This window comes from Thalassobaculum fulvum (assembly GCF_014652915.1).
Taxonomy (GTDB): Bacteria; Pseudomonadota; Alphaproteobacteria; order Thalassobaculales; family Thalassobaculaceae; genus Thalassobaculum_A; species Thalassobaculum_A fulvum.
Genome location: NZ_BMZS01000003.1, coordinates 528860 through 545225, shown reverse-complemented (window position 1 = coordinate 545225; position 16366 = coordinate 528860). Strand labels below are relative to the sequence as shown.

Genomic DNA, 16366 nt, shown 5'->3' with positions numbered 1-16366 from the left:
GCTTTCAGCCGGCCTTGCGGCGGCCGCTGCGGCGGGTCGACTGGCGGCCCAGGCCGATCTTCTTCGCGAACTCCGAGCGCTGCTGGGCATAGTTCGGCGCCACCATCGGGTAGTCGGCCGGCAGCCCCCATTTCGCGCGGTACTCTTCCGGGGTCAGGTCGTAGGTCGTGCGCAGGTGGCGCTTCAGCATCTTCAGCTGCTTGCCGTCCTCCAGGCACACGATGTAGTCCGGCGTCACCGACTTCTTGATCGGGACGGCCGGCTTGAGCGGCTCGGGCTCCGGCTCGTGACCGCCCGCCGCGAGGCCCTGGAGGGCGTCGTGAACCGTGTGGATCACTTCGGAGATCTGGCTGGACGCGACGGAATTGTTGCTCAGATACGCGGCGACCACGGTGGTCGTCATCTCGATCAGAGACTTTCCGCCGTTGTCGTCCTTGTTCGATTCTTCAGTCATGAAGGCAACCAGTTGCGGTTAAGGGAGATTGACGGTTAGGTGGCACACGGGCAGCGGCGAGTCAACGCGACCTCTGAGGATTTTATAGAAGTTTACATGCCATCAACTCTTGAAGCCGAGAACGACCTCCAGTGCACGGGACCCGCTCGACTTCTCGCTGCCGGATCGTGGCGGGCCGGCGGCAGCGTTCCCCGGCGGGCCGGGCGAACGCCACGAGTTGTGGCCAGCGGGCGATGATTTGGCGTATATGGGGGCTCGTTCGATCAGCAGGAGCTCCGCGCCCATGACCCAGGAGGTCATCGCACTGGCATCCGACCACGCCGGGCTCGCGTTGAAGACGGCCTTGACCGAAGAGCTGACGGCATTGGGCTTCGCCGTCCTCGACCTCGGTACCGAATCGACGGCGTCGGTCGACTATCCGGACTACGGGTACCGCATGGCGGCCGCGCTCGCCGACGGGAAGGCCGCGCGGGGCGTTCTCGTATGCGGCTCGGGGATCGGCATCAGCATGGCCGCCAACCGGTATTCGTGGGTCAGGGCGGCGCTGTGCCACGACGTGACCAGCGCCAGGCTGTGCCGCGAGCACAACGACGCCAACGTGATCGCGTTCGGCGAGCGGCTGATCGGCATCGAGGTTGCGAAAGAAGCCCTGCGCATGTTTCTGAACACGCCGTTCGCCGGCGACCGGCACGTCCGGCGTGTCACAAAGCTGGGGACGCCGCCGGACAAGCCGAGCGTCGCCTGATCCGACTCCGACCGAACGAGGCCCTTCGCCAATGACGACCGCTGCCATGCCCCATACCGATGCCTCGGCCTTCTTCGGGGAGCGGCTGAGCGCCGCCGATCCCGAACTGCTCGAGGCTCTGACCGGCGAGCTGCGCCGCCAGCAGACCCAGATCGAGCTGATCGCCTCCGAGAACATCGTCTCGCGGGCGGTGCTTGAGGCGCAGGGCTCGGTTCTGACCAACAAGTATGCCGAGGGCTATCCCGGCCGCCGGTACTACGGCGGCTGCGAGTATGTCGACGTCGCCGAGCGCCTTGCGATCGAAAGAGCCACCAGGCTGTTCGATTGTGCGTTCGCGAACGTGCAGCCGCATTCCGGCGCCCAGGCCAACCAGGCGGTGTTCATGGCGCTGCTGCGGCCCGGCGACACCATCCTCGGCATGTCGCTCGACGCCGGCGGCCACCTGACCCACGGCGCCGCGCCGAACCAGTCGGGCAAGTGGTTCAAGGCGATCGGCTACGGCGTCAACCAGTCCGACGGCTGCATCGACTACGACCAGGTCGAGGCGCTGGCCAACGAGCATCGCCCGCAGATCATCATCGCCGGCGGGTCGGCGTATTCGCGGATCATCGACTTCGCGCGGTTCCGCGCGATCGCCGATTCCGTCGAGGCCTATCTGATGGTCGACATGGCGCACTTCGCCGGCCTTGTCGCCGGCGGGGTCTATCCGAGCCCGCTGCCGCACGCCCATGTGGTGACGACGACCACCCACAAGACCCTGCGCGGCCCGCGCGGCGGCATGGTGCTGTCGACCGATGCCGACCTCGGCAAGAAGATCAACTCGGCGGTGTTCCCGGGGCTGCAGGGCGGTCCGCTGATGCACGTGATCGCCGCCAAGGCGGTGGCGTTCGGCGAGGCCCTGAAGCCGGAGTTCCGGGCCTACGCACGGGCCGTCGTCGACAACGCCAAGGCGCTTGCCGCCACCCTGGAGGAGCGCGGGCTGGCGATCGTGTCCGGCGGCACCGACAGTCATCTGATGCTGGTCGATCTGCGCCCGAAGGGCCTGAAGGGCCGCGATACCGAGATCGCGCTCGAGCGCGCCGGCATCACCTGCAACAAGAACGGCGTGCCGTTCGACCCGGAGAAGCCGGCCGTCACCTCGGGCATCCGCCTGGGCACTCCGGCCGGCACGACCCGCGGCTTCGGCGTCGCCGAGTTCCGGCAGGTCGGCGCGCTGATCGGCGACGTGATGGACGCGCTGGCCCGCAACCCGGAGGGCGACGCCCAGGTCGAGCAGGCGGTCCGCGGGCGGGTCGAGGAGCTGTGCCGCCGGTTCCCGATCTATCCGGATCTCGGTTGACCGGCACTCAGGCGAGGGGGAGGCGACAGGCATGCGCTGTCCGTTCTGCGGGAACGACGATACCCAGGTGAAGGACTCGCGTCCGACCGAGGACAACACGGCGATCCGCCGGCGCCGGTTCTGCCCGGCCTGCGGCGCCCGCTTCACCACCTTCGAGCGCGTCCAGCTGCGGGAGCTGACCGTGCTCAAGAAGACCGGCAAGCGCGTGCCGTTCGACCGCGACAAGCTGGCCCGCTCGATCCAGATCGCGCTGCGCAAGCGGCCGATCGACCCCGAGCGGATCGAGCGCCTGACCACCGGCATCGTGCGCCGGCTGGAGAGCATGGGCGAGAGCGAGATCCCGTCCGACGTGATCGGCGAGATGGTGATGGACGCGCTCGCCAACGTCGACCAGGTCGCCTACGTCCGGTTCGCGTCGGTCTACAAGAACTTCCGCGAGGCGAAGGACTTCGAGAACTTCGTCGAGAACATCCAGACCGGCGGCGACCTGGACCGCGACTGACAGCCGCCCTGAACGACGGAGGGCCCGCGCCGTGACCGACGCGGCCGACGACCGACGGTGGATGGAACTGGCGCTGCGGCTGGCCCGGGCCGCGGTCGGCGACACCGCCGAGAACCCGCCGGTCGGCTGCGTGCTGGTGCGTGGCGGCCGGGTGGTCGGCCGCGGCCGCACCGCAGCCGGCGGCCGGCCCCACGCCGAGGCGGTGGCGCTGGCCCAGGCCGGTGCCGCCGAGCGCGGCGCGACCGCCTACGTCACCCTCGAGCCCTGCGCCCATCACGGCCGCACCCCGCCCTGCGCCGAGGCCCTTGTCGCGGCCGGAGTCGCGCGCGTGGTGGCGGCGGTCGGGGATCCCGACCCGCGGGTCGACGGCGGCGGCTTCGAGATCCTGCGCCGGGCCGGCATCGCCGTGACGGTCGGGGTCGGCGAGCAGGCGGCTGCCCGTGCGGCCGAGGGGTTCCTGGCGCGCGTGGCCGCCGGCAGGCCTCACGTCACCCTCAAGCTCGCGACCTCGCTGGACGGCCGGATCGCCACGGCCTCGGGAGCCAGCCGCTGGATCACCGGCGCTGCCGCCCGGGCCCACGCCCACGCGATGCGGGCGCGCCAGGATGCCATTCTCGTCGGCATCGGAACCGCGCTCGCCGACGACCCGGCGCTGACCTGCCGGGCGCCCGGCCTGGCCGGACGGTCGCCGGTGCGGGTGGTTCTCGACAGTTCGCTGCGGCTGTCGCCGGATTCCAGCCTGGTCCGCACGGCACGCGCCGCGCCGACCTGGGTGGTCACCTGTACGGATCATGACGGCGGGCGGGCGGCGGCGCTCGTCGCCCGTGGGGTCGAGGTGATCGCCGCCGAGCCGGACGGGACCGGACGCCCGGCGATCGCGGCGGCCCTGGTGGCGCTGGCCGGCCGCGGGATCGGGCGCCTGCTGGTGGAGGGCGGGGCCGGCGTCGCCCGGTCGGTGGTCGCGGCCGGGCTGGTCGACGAGATCGCCTGGTACCGGGCCCCGATGCTACTCGGCGGCGACGGTCTGGCCGCCGTGGATCCGTTGCGAGCCGCCACCCCGGCCGACGCTCCGCGCTTCGAAAGGCAGGGTTGCACGGTTCTCGGGGAGGATGTGCTGGAAACCTACCGGCGTCGGCCCTAAGTTCCGGCGCATGTTCACAGGCATCGTCACCGACGTCGGCCGCGTCCGCTCGATCGAGCGCCGAGGCGACACCCGAATCGAGATCGCGACCGCCTATCCGATGGACGAGGTGGCGATCGGTGCGTCGATCTGCTGCGGCGGCGCCTGCATGACCGTGGTCGAGAAGGGCGCCGGCGACGGCCGCGCAGGGAATGGCGGCGGCTGGTTCGCGGTCGACGTCTCTGGCGAAAGCCTGTCGCGGACCTCGCTCGGCACCTGGACGGTCGGCACCGAGATCAACCTCGAGCGCTCGTTGCGGATGGGCGACGAGATGGGCGGCCACGTGGTCACCGGCCATGTCGACGGGCTGGCGGTGCTGGAGACCATCGAGCCGGTCGGCGACAGCCATCGCATCCAGGTGCTCGCGCCGGAAGGGCTGGAGGGACTGGTCGCGGAGAAGGGGTCGGTCGCGCTCGACGGGGTGTCGCTGACCGTCAACGGCGTCCAGGACCGGCGGTTCTGGATCAACCTGATCCCCCACACCTGGGCACATACGACGTTCCGAAACCGCCGGCCCGGCGACGTTTTGAATATGGAAGTGGACCCGCTCGCACGCTACGTTGCGCGGCTTCTCTCGACCAGCGCCGCCGCCGGCGGCAGGTGATCACGCACATGGCCGACACTCTCGCCGATGTCTACAAGGGCGCGCTTTCTTCGATCGAGGAGGTCGTTGAGGAGGCGCGGTCCGGCCGGATGTTCATCCTGGTCGACGACGAAAACCGGGAGAACGAGGGCGACCTCTGCATCCCGGCCCAGATGGTGACCCCCGAGGTCATCAACTTCATGGCCAAGCACGCGCGCGGCCTGATCTGCCTGTCGATGACCCGCGACCGCATCCAGCGGCTCGGCCTGCCGCTGATGTCGTCGAAGAACGAGACCCGGCACGAGACCGCGTTCACGGTGTCGATCGAGGCCCGCGAGGGCGTGACGACCGGGATTTCGGCGCACGACCGCGCCCACACCATCCAGGTGGCGATCGACCCGGAGAAGAGCCGCGAGGACATCGTCACCCCGGGCCACGTGTTCCCGCTGCTGGCGCGCGACGGCGGCACCCTGGTCCGCGCCGGGCACACCGAGGCGGTGGTCGACATCGCGCGGATGGCCGGCCTGAATCCGTCGGGCGTGATCTGCGAGATCATGAACGACGACGGCACCATGGCCCGGCTGCCCGACCTGGTGACCTTCGCGCAGTACCACGGCTTCAAGATCGCCACCATCGCCGACCTGATCGCCCACCGCCGGCGCACCGAGAGCATCGTGCAGCGGGCGGTCGAGACCGGGCTGGACAGCCGGTTCGGCGGCGACTGGCGGATGATCGTCTATACCAACAAGATCACCTATGCCGAGCACGTGGTGCTGGTGAAGGGCGACATCACCACGCCCGACCCGGTGCTGGTCCGCATGCACGCGCTCAGCGTGCTCGACGACGTTCTCGGCAACCGCTCCAGCCAGCGCGGCGGCGGCGAGCTGCAGGCGGCCATGCAGGCGATCGGCGAGGCCGGGCGCGGCGTGGTCGTGCTGATCCGCGAGCCGACGGCGACCGCGCTGTCCGACCAGATCAAGGCCAAGCTGCGGGCCCAAGCCGAGGGCCGCGCCCCCGAGCACGAGCTGCGCGACTACGGGGTCGGCGCCCAGATCCTGCTGGATCTCGGCATCCACCAGATGGTCCTGCTGACCAACACCAAGCGCACCATCATCGGGCTCGAGGGTTACGGGCTGACGGTCGTCGACCATCGGCCGCTGCCCCGTCTCGACTGAAGGGATAACGAAAATGACCAAGGTCCTGATCGTCGAGGCCCGGTTCTACAAGGACCTCGCCGACGAACTCGTGGCGGGTGCGACCGCGCATCTGGAGGCGGCGGGGGTCGAGTACGACCGCGTTTCGGTGCCCGGCGCATTCGAGATTCCGGCGGCGATCTCGTTCGCCCACCGCGCCGGCGGCCACGGCGCGCCGGACTACGACGGCTATGTCGCGCTGGGCTGCGTGATCCGCGGCGAGACCACCCACTACGACTACGTCTGCGGCGAGAGCGCGCGCGGTCTCCAGGATCTGGCGGTGCGCGACGGCCTGGCGATCGGCTACGGCATCCTGACGGTCGAGAACGGCGACCAGGCCTGGGCGCGGGCGTCGGTCATCAAGAAGAACAAGGGGCGCGACGCGGCCGAAGCCTGCCTCGCCATGATCGCCATCAAGCAGCGGTTCGGGCTCGCATGACCGACGGTTCCTCGAAATCCGGTCCGAAGCCGCGATCCGTGCCGAAGCGCGCCCGCTCCGCGCCGCGCACCACCGCTCGACTGGCGGCCGCCCAGGCGCTCTACGAGATGGAGGTGGCCGGCAAGAGCGGCCACGAGGTGGTGCCGGAGTTCGTCGCCTCCCGGTTCGCCGGCCTGATCGAGGGCGGCGACATGGCCCCCGCGGACCCGCGGTTCTTCGAACGGCTGGTTCTCGGAGTCGCCGGCGAGGTGCCGACCCTCGACCGGATGCTGGCGGACTGCCTGCAGCCGGAAGGGCACCTGGAACGCCTGGAGATCGTGCTGCGGGCGATACTGCGCCTCGGCGCCTACGAGCTCCTGGCGGTCGCCGAGGTGCCGGCGCGGGTCGCGATCAGCGAGTACGTCGATCTCGCCCACGCGTTCTTCGCCGGCCGCGAGCCGGCTCTGGTGAACGGGGTGCTCGACAAGATCGCCCGGGTGGTCCGGGAGGACGAGATCGCCGGACCCGGACGGGGCGGCGCGTCGTCATGACGCCGAGGGGCGATGGGACTGGGTGAGTTCGAGCGCATAGACCGGTTCTTCGCACCGCTGAGCCAGGGGGCCGGCGGGGCCTTCGGGCTGACCGACGATGCAGCGCTCCTGCCGGAGGCGGCGGACGGGTCGGCGTGGGTGGTGACCGTCGACGCGCTCGTGGCCGGCGTGCATTTCCTGCCCGACGACCCGCCGGACCTGGTGGCCCGCAAGGCGCTGCGGGTGAACCTCTCCGACCTGGCGGCAATGGGGGCGGTGCCGTACGGCTACACGCTCGCCCTGGCGCTCCCCAAGGGCCTGCCGGATCCCGAATCCTGGCTCGAGGGCTTCGCGCGTGGCCTGCGCGCCGACCAGGACCGGTACGGCATTCACCTGCTGGGGGGCGACAGCGTCTCGACGCCCGGGCCGGTCACCCTTTCGATAACGGCTTTCGGCAGCGTCGCCCGCGGCGGCGAACTGCGGCGCTCGGGCGCGTCGGTCGGCGACGACCTCTGGGTCAGCGGCACCATCGGCGATGCCGCGCTGGGGCTCGGGGTCCTGCAGGGCACGCTGCGGGTGTCGGCCGCGGATGCCGAGATCCTGGCCGACCGCTATCGACTGCCCGAACCGCGGGTCGCTCTCGGTCCGGCGCTGGTCGGCCTGGCCACGGCCGGGCTCGACGTGTCCGACGGGTTGGTCCAGGACGCCGGCCATATCGCGGAACGCTCGGGCGTCGCGTTGCGGATCGAGGCGGCCGCCGTGCCGCTGTCGCCGGCGGTGCGACGCTGCATCGACAGTTCGGACCCCCTGCGGCACGATGCGCTGTCCGGCGTGCTGACCGGTGGCGACGATTACGAGCTGTTGTTTGCCGCCCCGCCGGCGAGTCGCGACCGGGTGAGCGAGGCGGCGGCCGCGGCTGGCGTCCAGGTCACGCGGATCGGGCGGGTCGAGGACGGCCGGGGCGTTCGGGTCATGGCCGAGGATGGACGGCCGCTGCAGGGACTCGAGCGTGGAGGCTGGAACCATTTCTGAGCTCTGGAACCACGTCGGGGTCGGATGAAGATCGTCATCATCATCGTGGCCCTCCTGGCGCTGATCGGCGGCGGCGGCTTCGCGGCGGTGACGTTCGCGCCCTCGATGGTGCCGGTCCCGGTCCGGACCCTGCTCGGCATAGAGGTGTCGCAGGAGGAGATGGAGGCCGCCGCCAAGCCGTCGGTCACCACGCTGATCGACATCGAACCGATCACCATCCCGATCTTCGAGAACGGCACCGTCGACCGGTTCCTCGTCATGCACGTCCTCCTCGAGGTCGAGCCGGGCGAGAAGCAGGCCTACGTCAACCGGCAGCTGCCGCGCCTGATCGACATGTTCATCACCTATACCCATGCCCTCGCGGCGCTCGACGTGGCCCCTGGAATCCAGGACCGGCAGTTCCTGAAGGAACGGTTGCTCGCCAAGATCGACGAAACGATCGGGAAGGGGTATGTGGTGAACCTCCTGTTCTCGGACCTGTTCGAGCGCCCGCTCAGTTGACGCCTTCCCGAGGCGTCGGATCCGGAACGCCATCCTGCCCGGGAGCCTTTCCCATGCCGTCGGTTCGTGATCCGGCAGTTCGGAACGTCATTCTTCTGGCCATCTGCCAGGCACTGGCGATGACCGGCATGACCATGAACATGACGGTGACGGCGCTCACCGGTCACGAGCTCTCGCCGGATCCGGCCTGGGCGACGCTGCCGCTTTCGTTGCAGTTCATGGCGACCATGATGACGACCATGCCGGCCTCGCTGTACATGCGACGGGTCGGCCGGCGTCTCGGTTTCGCGACCGGGGTGATGATCGGGGTGGCCGGAGCCACCACGGCCGCACTGTCCATCCTCAACGGCAATTTCGTGACGTTCTGCCTGGGGTCGATGCTGATCGGCGCGTTCCAGGGCTTCGCGGTGCTGTACCGCTACGCCGCCGCCGACACCGCCAGCGAGGCGTTCCGGCCGCGCGCGATCTCGCTGGTGCTGGCCGGCGGCGTGGTGGCGGCCCTGAGCGGTCCCGAGCTCGCCAAGTGGTCGCACGATCTGATGGCGCCGATTCCGTTCGCCGGAAGTTTCATCGTTATCGCAATTGTGCAGTCCATCTCACTGATCTTTCTGTTTTTTGTCCAGATCCCGACCCCGACTGCGGCGGAGCGGGCGCACAGCGGCCGGCCGCTCTCCGAGATCGTCCGGCAACCGGTCTTCCTGGTGGCGATCCTGGGCGCGATGGTCGGCTACGGCAGCATGACCTTCCTGATGTCGGCGACCCCGCTGGCCATGGTCGCGTGCGGCTTCGAGTTCGAGGACGCGGCCTTCGTCATCCAGTGGCACGCAGTGGGCATGTTCCTGCCTTCGTTCTTCACCGGTTCGCTGATCCAGCGCTTCGGCGTGATCCGGATCATGCTGGCCGGCGCGATGGCATACCTCGCCTGCATTGCCATCAACGTGTCCGGTATCGAGCTGCTGCAGTTCTTCTCGGCTCTCGTCCTGCTCGGGGTCGGCTGGAATTTCCTGTTCATCGGCGGCACCACCCTGCTGACCCAGGCCTACCGGTCGGAGGAGCGTGCGAAGGTGCAGGGACTCGGAGATTTCCTGGTGTTCACCAGTTCGACGATCGCGGCGTTCTCGTCGGGAGCGCTGAACCATGCGATCGGCTGGCAGGCGCTCAATCTCGGCCTGGTTCCGCTGGTCGCGATCGTCACCGGCGCCCTGCTGTGGTACCGCGCCCGACAGGTTCCGGTGACCGCCTGATCCCGCCGGCCGGCACCGGGTGGGCGCGCGTTTGCAGGAACAGCGGTTTTTGGTATGTTCCGCGCGCCTCGCGGCCGGATGGGGCGGCGCCGCGTGGTGTGCCGCATTCGCTGATGAGCCAAATTGCCCCACCGCGGGCCAAATCGCGCCGGCGGACCGGGCTCGGACAGGGAGGAAGGGTTTCCATCCATGAACGGATTGATGTTGTTCGTCATAGTCTGCGGACTAGCGGCACTGGCCTACGGCTGGTGGGCCAGCCGGTCGATCCTGGCGGCGTCCGCCGGGAGCGAGCGCATGCAGCAGATCGCCGGCGCCATCCAGGAAGGCGCTACCGCCTATCTTAACCGCCAGTACACCACGATCGGCATCGTCGGCGTGGTGGTCGCGGTGATCCTTGCGGTCACCCTCGGCATGGCCGTCGCGGTCGGCTTCGTGATCGGTGCGGTGCTGTCCGGCGTCGCCGGCTACATCGGCATGAACGTGTCGGTGCGGGCCAACGTGCGGACCACCCAGGCCGCCACCCAGGGCATGGTCCAGGCACTCGACGTCGCGTTCAAGTCGGGCGCGGTCACCGGCATGCTGGTGGTCGGCCTCGGCCTGCTGGGCGTCGCCGGCTACTACGTGGTGCTCTCGGGCCTGTACGACGCGGCCGACCCGGCCGGCCTGCGGAAGATCCTGGAGGCGCTGGTCGCCCTCAGTTTCGGGGCCTCGCTGATCTCGATCTTCGCGCGTCTCGGCGGCGGCATCTTCACCAAGGGCGCCGACGTCGGCGCCGACCTCGTCGGCAAGGTCGAGGCGGGCATTCCCGAGGACGACCCCCGCAACCCGGGCGTGATCGCGGACAACGTGGGCGACAACGTCGGCGACTGCGCCGGCATGGCTGCCGACCTGTTCGAGACCTACGCGGTGACGGTGGTCGCGACCATGCTGCTGGCGGCGATCTTCTTCACCGGCCAGACCGCAGCCGACCTGATGGCCTATCCGCTGGTGATCGGCGGCGTCTGCATCCTGGCGTCGGTGGTCGGCACGTTCTTCGTGAAGCTCGGCCCGAGCAAGAAGATCATGGCGGCGCTGTACAAGGGCTTCATCGTCAGCGCGGTGCTGTCGGCGATTCTGATCGCGGTCGTGACCTTCTCGATGTTCGGCATGAGCGACGCCATCCAGATGGGCGATCGCGTCATTTCCGGGCGTCTGCTGTTCTACTGCGCCCTGGTCGGCCTGGTCGTCACCGGCCTGATCGTCTGGGTGACCGAGTACTACACCTCGACCGAGTTCCGCCCGGTCCGTTCTGTCGCCAAGTCGTCCGAGACCGGTCACGGCACCAACGTGATCCAGGGCCTCGCGGTGTCGATGGAGGCCTGTGCCCTGCCGGCGCTGATCATTGCCGGCGGCATCATCGTCGCATACCTGTCGGCCGGCGTGTTCGGCATCGGCGTCGCGGCGACCACGATGCTGGCCCTGGCCGGCATGGTGGTGGCGCTCGACGCCTACGGTCCGGTGACCGACAACGCGGGCGGCATTGCCGAGATGGCGGAGCTGCCGGACGAGGTCCGCAAGATCACCGACGCGCTCGACGCGGTCGGCAACACCACCAAGGCGGTCACCAAGGGCTATGCGATCGGTTCCGCCGGTCTCGCCGCCCTGGTGCTGTTCGCGGCCTACACCGAGGACTTGAAGCACTACTTCCCGGATCTGGACGTCACGTTCCGCCTCCAGGATCCGTTCGTGGTGATCGGCCTGTTCATCGGCGGCATGCTGCCGTACCTGTTCGGTTCGCTCGGCATGCAGGCCGTCGGCCGGGCCGGCGGTGCGGTCGTCGAGGAGGTTCGCCGGCAGTTCCGCGAGAAGCCGGGCATCATGAAGGGGACCGACAAGCCCGACTACGCCCGGTGCGTCGACATGCTGACCAAGGCGGCGATCAAGGAGATGATCGCTCCGTCGCTGCTGCCGGTCCTGGCCCCGCCGGTCGTGTACTTCGTGATCCTGGCGGTCGCCGGCCAGTCGGCGGCGTTCACGACCGTCGGCGCGATGCTGCTCGGCACCATCGTCACCGGCATCTTCGTGGCGATCTCCATGACCGCCGGCGGCGGCGCGTGGGACAATGCCAAGAAGTACATCGAGGACGGCCATCACGGCGGCAAGGGCTCCGAGGCGCACAAGGCCGCGGTGACCGGCGACACGGTGGGTGACCCCTACAAGGACACCGCCGGGCCGGCCGTGAACCCGATGATCAAGATCATCAACATCGTGGCGCTGCTGCTGCTGGCCGCGCTCGCGCACTGATCGATCGTCGCACGACTTGACGACGGAGGCCCCGGGGACGATATCCCCGGGGCCTCTGCCGTTTCGAGGCGGGCGGCCGCGAAGAATCCGGCTGCCGGCTACTGGTCTTCGGTGTTGAACCGGCCGATGTTGCCGATCAGCTGCTTGATGAGGGTGATGCGCTGTCCGGCGGTCGGCGTTTCGCGGGTCACGAAGGCGATCTTCGAGCCGTCTTCCAGGTCGAGCGATCCGATCGACTTGACCCGGCCGTCCGGCTCGAAGTCGATGTAGACGACCTTCCGCTCGATCGTCTCGGGCCGGTAGAACGCCTGGCGCTCGGTCTTCTGGCCGATGTAGTACCAGGTCGGCTCGTTGAAGTTGCCGCGAGTCGACGGCGAGCCGAGCAGGCTGAGAACGGCGGCCTGGTCGCTGCGGCCGGGCTCGATCTTGGCCAGCGCGTCGGGATCGACCAGGTTTCCATGGGTGGCGACCTGCGGCGAGCAGGCGGCCAGCCCGAGGGTGACGAGGGCCACGAGGGCGTATCGGGATCGCATGAGGGGCATCGAGCCGTCGTCGTGATAGGGAACGGGTCAGCGCTCAAACAGGGCGCCCCGATTGCACGGGAGAGAAATGGTTTTCGAGCGGCTTTTCAAGGGGCGTCGTCAGCAGCGGCCCGCCGAGGCGGTCTACGAGGCCGTGGTGCGGCAGGCCCGGCACCCGGTCTTCTACACCGAGTACGGCGTCGTCGACGGCTTCGAGGAACGCTTCGACATGCTGGTTCTGCACGTCCACCTCGTGGTCCGGCGGCTGGCCGAGGGCGGTGCTGCGGACCGCGCGCAGGAAGTGTTCGACGCGCTGTTCTTCGACATGGACCGGACCCTGCGGGCGATCGGGGTCGGCGACATGAGCGTCGGCAAGCGGGTCAAGGACATGATCCGGGCGTACTACGGTCGCACGGCATCTTACGAGGCGGCACTGACCGGTCCGGCCGAGTCGGCGCTGGCGGCGGCGCTGGCGCGCAACGTGTTCGGCAGCCATGAAGCCGGGGCGGGCGCGGAGCGGCTCGCCCGCCACGTCCGCGTCACGGTGGCCGCCCTGGCGGCCCAGCCGACCGCCGAGATCGCCAACGGCAGCATCGGCTTTCCCGATCCCGGGAGCACCGCATGACCGCCATCCGATCCGAGTTCTCCCATCCTGTGCGCACCGACCGTCTGGGAGCCGCGCCGGTCACCGTGGTCCTGGAACCCGACCGGGCTGTCCGGGGTGCGCTGGCCGAGCGCTTCGACCTAGTCGAGTTGCCGAGCCTGCGGGCCGAACTGACGCTTCGGCGCCGCCCCGAGACCGGCTGGATCGAGGTGTCCGGCACGATCGCGGCCGACGTCGTGCAGACCTGCGTCGTCACCACCGATCCGGTTGCGGCGAGGGTCGAGGCCGAGGTTCTGGAGCTGTTCGACGACTCGGGCGGCGTGGGCGACGACGAGGTGATTCTCGATCCGATGGCCGACACGCCGGAGCCGTTGGCCGACATGGTGCTGGACGTCGGGGAAATCGTCGCCCAGACCCTCGGGCTGTCGCTCGATCCGTATCCGCGGACGCCGGGGGCGAATCTGGCGGAGGCGACGGTCGAGTCCGCGGAGCGGGCGGGCGCATCGCCGTTCGCCGGGCTCGCCGCCCTCAAGGGCGGTCCGGTCAAGAAAGGGTAACATCCTTGTCGCCCCATCCGGATATGCCGTATGAAGCGGGGGGAACCGTGCGTCGACGTCAGGCGCCGGGACGGCTAGACTCTTTCCGGCGATTCGGCGTCGGCCTCAGCACAACTCCGTCGACCGGCGCGCCGTCTCGGCGCGGGGGAGGGGAATTGCGGTACACTGATCGGGTTGCAACGGAGATCTGGCGGTGTCGCGCAGTCTGACGATCGCTGTAGACGCCATGGGCGGCGACCGTGCGCCGGAGATGGTGATTCGAGGCGCCGACGCCGCGCTCGAGCGCGACCCGGACCTCGCCTTCATTCTGGTCGGCGACGAGGCCCGGATCCGGCCGCTGGTGGCCAAGACCCGCCGGTTGAAGAAGAGCAACCCGGAGATTCTTCACACCGACAAGGCGGTGGGGGCGGCGGAGAAGCCGTCGGCGGCGCTGCGGACCGGTCGCGGCTCGAGCATGCGGATCGCCATCGACCTGGTCGGCGAGAAGCGGGCGGACTGCGTGGTATCGGCCGGCAACACCGGCGCGCTGATGGCGATGGCTAAGTTCGTCTTCCGCACCGTGCCGGGCATCGACCGGCCGGCGATCGCCGGATTCTTCCCGACCCTGCGCGGCGAGAGCGCGATGCTCGACCTCGGCGCCAATATCGACTGCGATGCGACCAACCTGGTTCAGTTCGCGATCATGGGGCAGATCTTCGCGCGCTCCGTGCTCGGCCTGGAGCGGCCGGTGGTCGGGCTGCTGAACGTCGGCAGCGAGGAGCAGAAGGGTCACGAGGCGATTCGGGAGGCGGCCACGGCGCTCCGCGGGATCACCGACATGCCGTTCGATTTCCACGGCTTCGTGGAGGGCGACGACATCCCGTCGGGAACGGTCGACGTGATCGTCACCGACGGCTTCTCGGGCAACATCGCGCTCAAGACCGCGGAGGGAACGGCCCGCCTGATCGGCCAGTTCCTGCGCGACGCGTTCCGCAGCTCGCTGGTGTCGAAGATCGGCTACCTGCTGGCCCGCAGCGCGGTCGGACAGCTGCGGCAGCGGATGGACCCGCGGCGCTACAACGGAGCGGTCTTCCTCGGCCTCAACGGCATCGCCGTGAAGAGCCATGGCGGAACCGACGCGCTCGGGTTCGCCAACGCGATCGGCGTCGCCGCCGACATGGCGCGGCACGGGTTCCTGGAAACGGTCAAGCGCGAGCTGGCGGCGGTCGGCTTCGACAAGACGAACGACGAACGGAAGGTAGTGGCGACGGCATGACGATACGCACGCTTCTGATCGGTTCCGGCAGCTACCTGCCGGCACGGATACTGACCAACCAGGAGCTGGCGGCGCGCGTCGACACCTCCGACGAATGGATCCGGCAGCGTACCGGCATCGGCCAGCGCCATATCGCCGCCGACGGCGAGGTCACCAGCGACCTCGCCACCAGGGCCGCCGAACGTGCGCTCGAGCATGCCGGCCTGACCCCGGAGGACGTGGACGTCATCGTGTTGGCCACCACGACCCCCGACGACACCTTCCCGGCGACCGCGACGAAGGTGCAGTCGAACCTGGGCGCCAGCCAGGCGTTCGCGTTCGACGTCCAGGCGGTGTGTGCCGGGTTCGTCTACGCGCTGGCGGTCGCCGACAACTTCCTGAAGCTCGGCCAGGCACGGACCGCCCTGGTGATCGGCGCCGAGACGTTCTCGCGGATTCTCGACTGGGAGGACCGTTCGACCTGTGTGCTGTTCGGCGACGGCGCCGGCGCCGTGGTCCTGCGGGCGGCCGATCTCGACGGTCCCGATGCCAGGTCGTGGGGCGTGCTGTCGACGCATCTGCACACCGACGGTAACGCCCGCGACATCCTCTACGTGGACGGCGGGCCGTCGTCGACCCAGACGGTCGGGCACGTCCGGATGAACGGCAAGGAGGTCTATCGTCACGCGGTCTCGAAGCTGGCCGCGGTGATCGACGAGGCGCTCGCCGCCAACGGCTTCGCGGCCGGCGCGGTCGACTGGCTGGTGCCGCACCAGGCCAACCGGCGGATCATCGAGAGCATGGCGCACCGGCTCGGCCTGCCGATGAGCAAGGTGGTCTGCTCGATCGAGCGGCACGCCAACACCTCGGCCGCTTCGGTGCCGCTGGCCTTCGACGAGGCGGTCCGCGACGGCCGGATCAAGCCAGGCGATCTGGTCCTGATGGAAGCGATCGGCGGCGGCCTGGCCTGGGGCGCAGGGCTCGTGCGCTACGGGGCGCCGGTGATGGCAAAATCGGGCAGCGTCGAGACGGCACGCGAGGAAGTCGTGCCAATCGCCTGAAATCGCCGAGTTAATTGACCGTCGATTTGGTTCGCTGTACCTTTGCACTCTCAAATGGGGGTGCACATGGCCGGACACACCGTTACCCGCGCTCAGTTGAGCGAATCGGTTTATGAAGAGGTTGGCCTGTCCCGCAACGAATCGGCGGAGTTGGTCGAGTCCGTGCTCGACGAGATGATCGCGGCACTCGCCCGGGGGGAGATGGTGAAGATCTCCTCGTTCGGAAGCTTCTCGGTACGCCAGAAGGGGCGGCGCGTCGGGCGCAACCCGAAGACCGGCGACGAGGTTCCGATCCTGCCCCGCAAGGTGCTGGTGTTCCGGCCGTCCCACGTGCTGAAGAACAAGATCAACGCGACACTCTCCGACGACGCGTAGGCGAGGCGGG

At 69.2% G+C, this 16366-nt stretch carries 19 protein-coding genes; 17 read left to right on the top strand and 2 right to left on the bottom strand.

The window, feature by feature from the left end:
• Positions 1-4 precede the first annotated feature (4 nt).
• Positions 5-454 (bottom strand): Ros/MucR family transcriptional regulator, encoded by a 450-nt coding sequence (locus tag IE246_RS09070; RefSeq protein ID WP_189988619.1) that lies wholly within the window; start codon positions 452-454, stop codon positions 5-7.
• Between the two features lie 283 nt (positions 455-737).
• On the opposite strand from IE246_RS09070, the gene rpiB reads away from it, so the two are divergent.
• The 12 genes from rpiB to IE246_RS09010 all read left to right on the top strand — a co-directional run bounded on the left by rpiB (position 738) and on the right by IE246_RS09010 (position 12004).
• Positions 738-1199, top strand: a complete 462-nt coding sequence (gene rpiB, locus IE246_RS09065) for a ribose 5-phosphate isomerase B (protein ID WP_189988618.1) — start codon at positions 738-740, stop codon at positions 1197-1199.
• A gap of 46 nt (positions 1200-1245) precedes the next feature.
• A complete protein-coding gene (glyA, locus tag IE246_RS09060; RefSeq protein ID WP_189988617.1) occupies positions 1246-2538 on the top strand; it encodes a serine hydroxymethyltransferase in 1293 nt (430 codons plus the stop codon).
• A gap of 31 nt (positions 2539-2569) precedes the next feature.
• Complete coding sequence (nrdR, locus tag IE246_RS09055; RefSeq protein ID WP_189988616.1) at positions 2570-3040, top strand: transcriptional regulator NrdR; 471 nt, start codon at positions 2570-2572, stop codon at positions 3038-3040.
• A gap of 31 nt (positions 3041-3071) precedes the next feature.
• On the top strand, positions 3072-4181 hold the full coding sequence (gene ribD / locus IE246_RS09050) for a bifunctional diaminohydroxyphosphoribosylaminopyrimidine deaminase/5-amino-6-(5-phosphoribosylamino)uracil reductase RibD (RefSeq protein WP_308434482.1): 1110 nt from the start codon (positions 3072-3074) through the stop codon (positions 4179-4181).
• Between the two features lie 10 nt (positions 4182-4191).
• A complete protein-coding gene (locus tag IE246_RS09045) occupies positions 4192-4824 on the top strand; it encodes a riboflavin synthase (protein WP_189988615.1) in 633 nt (210 codons plus the stop codon).
• Positions 4825-4832: 8 nt separating this feature from the next.
• Complete coding sequence (ribB, locus tag IE246_RS09040; RefSeq protein WP_189988614.1) at positions 4833-5978, top strand: 3,4-dihydroxy-2-butanone-4-phosphate synthase; 1146 nt, start codon at positions 4833-4835, stop codon at positions 5976-5978.
• A gap of 13 nt (positions 5979-5991) precedes the next feature.
• A complete protein-coding gene (locus tag IE246_RS09035) occupies positions 5992-6435 on the top strand; it encodes a 6,7-dimethyl-8-ribityllumazine synthase (RefSeq protein ID WP_189988613.1) in 444 nt (147 codons plus the stop codon).
• 38 nt (positions 6436-6473) lie between these two features.
• On the top strand, positions 6474-6965 hold the full coding sequence (gene nusB, locus IE246_RS09030) for a transcription antitermination factor NusB (RefSeq protein ID WP_229836758.1): 492 nt from the start codon (positions 6474-6476) through the stop codon (positions 6963-6965).
• Positions 6966-6977: 12 nt separating this feature from the next.
• Positions 6978-7976, top strand: coding sequence for a thiamine-phosphate kinase (gene thiL / locus IE246_RS09025; RefSeq protein WP_189988611.1), 999 nt, complete (start codon positions 6978-6980; stop codon positions 7974-7976).
• Between the two features lie 24 nt (positions 7977-8000).
• Entirely contained in the window at positions 8001-8477 is a 477-nt protein-coding gene (locus IE246_RS09020) for a flagellar basal body-associated FliL family protein (RefSeq protein ID WP_189988610.1), read from the top strand.
• A gap of 53 nt (positions 8478-8530) precedes the next feature.
• Positions 8531-9721: an MFS transporter gene (locus tag IE246_RS09015; RefSeq protein ID WP_189988609.1), complete on the top strand. Its 1191-nt coding sequence runs from the start codon at positions 8531-8533 to the stop codon at positions 9719-9721.
• A gap of 189 nt (positions 9722-9910) precedes the next feature.
• A complete protein-coding gene (locus IE246_RS09010) occupies positions 9911-12004 on the top strand; it encodes a sodium-translocating pyrophosphatase (RefSeq protein WP_189988608.1) in 2094 nt (697 codons plus the stop codon).
• A gap of 98 nt (positions 12005-12102) precedes the next feature.
• Here the strand turns inward: IE246_RS09010 and IE246_RS09005 are convergent, their stop codons facing one another.
• Positions 12103-12516, bottom strand: coding sequence for an outer membrane protein assembly factor BamE (locus IE246_RS09005; RefSeq protein ID WP_189988607.1), 414 nt, complete (start codon positions 12514-12516; stop codon positions 12103-12105).
• 97 nt (positions 12517-12613) lie between these two features.
• On the opposite strand from IE246_RS09005, the gene IE246_RS09000 reads away from it, so the two are divergent.
• The 5 genes from IE246_RS09000 (at position 12614) to IE246_RS08980 (ending at position 16356) form a co-directional block, all read left to right on the top strand.
• A complete protein-coding gene (locus IE246_RS09000) occupies positions 12614-13150 on the top strand; it encodes a ubiquinol-cytochrome C chaperone family protein (protein WP_189988606.1) in 537 nt (178 codons plus the stop codon).
• Positions 13147-13686 carry a YceD family protein gene (locus IE246_RS08995; protein ID WP_189988605.1) on the top strand — a complete coding sequence of 180 codons (540 nt, stop codon included), beginning with the start codon at positions 13147-13149 and terminating at the stop codon, positions 13684-13686. Before IE246_RS09000 ends, IE246_RS08995 begins: the two co-directional genes overlap by 4 nt.
• A gap of 193 nt (positions 13687-13879) precedes the next feature.
• Complete coding sequence (gene plsX / locus IE246_RS08990) at positions 13880-14941, top strand: phosphate acyltransferase PlsX (RefSeq protein WP_189988604.1); 1062 nt, start codon at positions 13880-13882, stop codon at positions 14939-14941.
• Entirely contained in the window at positions 14938-15981 is a 1044-nt protein-coding gene (locus IE246_RS08985) for a beta-ketoacyl-ACP synthase III (protein ID WP_308434481.1), read from the top strand. Before plsX ends, IE246_RS08985 begins: the two co-directional genes overlap by 4 nt.
• Before the next feature lie 66 nt (positions 15982-16047).
• Positions 16048-16356 carry an integration host factor subunit alpha gene (locus IE246_RS08980; protein ID WP_189988603.1) on the top strand — a complete coding sequence of 103 codons (309 nt, stop codon included), beginning with the start codon at positions 16048-16050 and terminating at the stop codon, positions 16354-16356.
• The last annotated feature ends 10 nt before the right edge of the window (positions 16357-16366 follow it).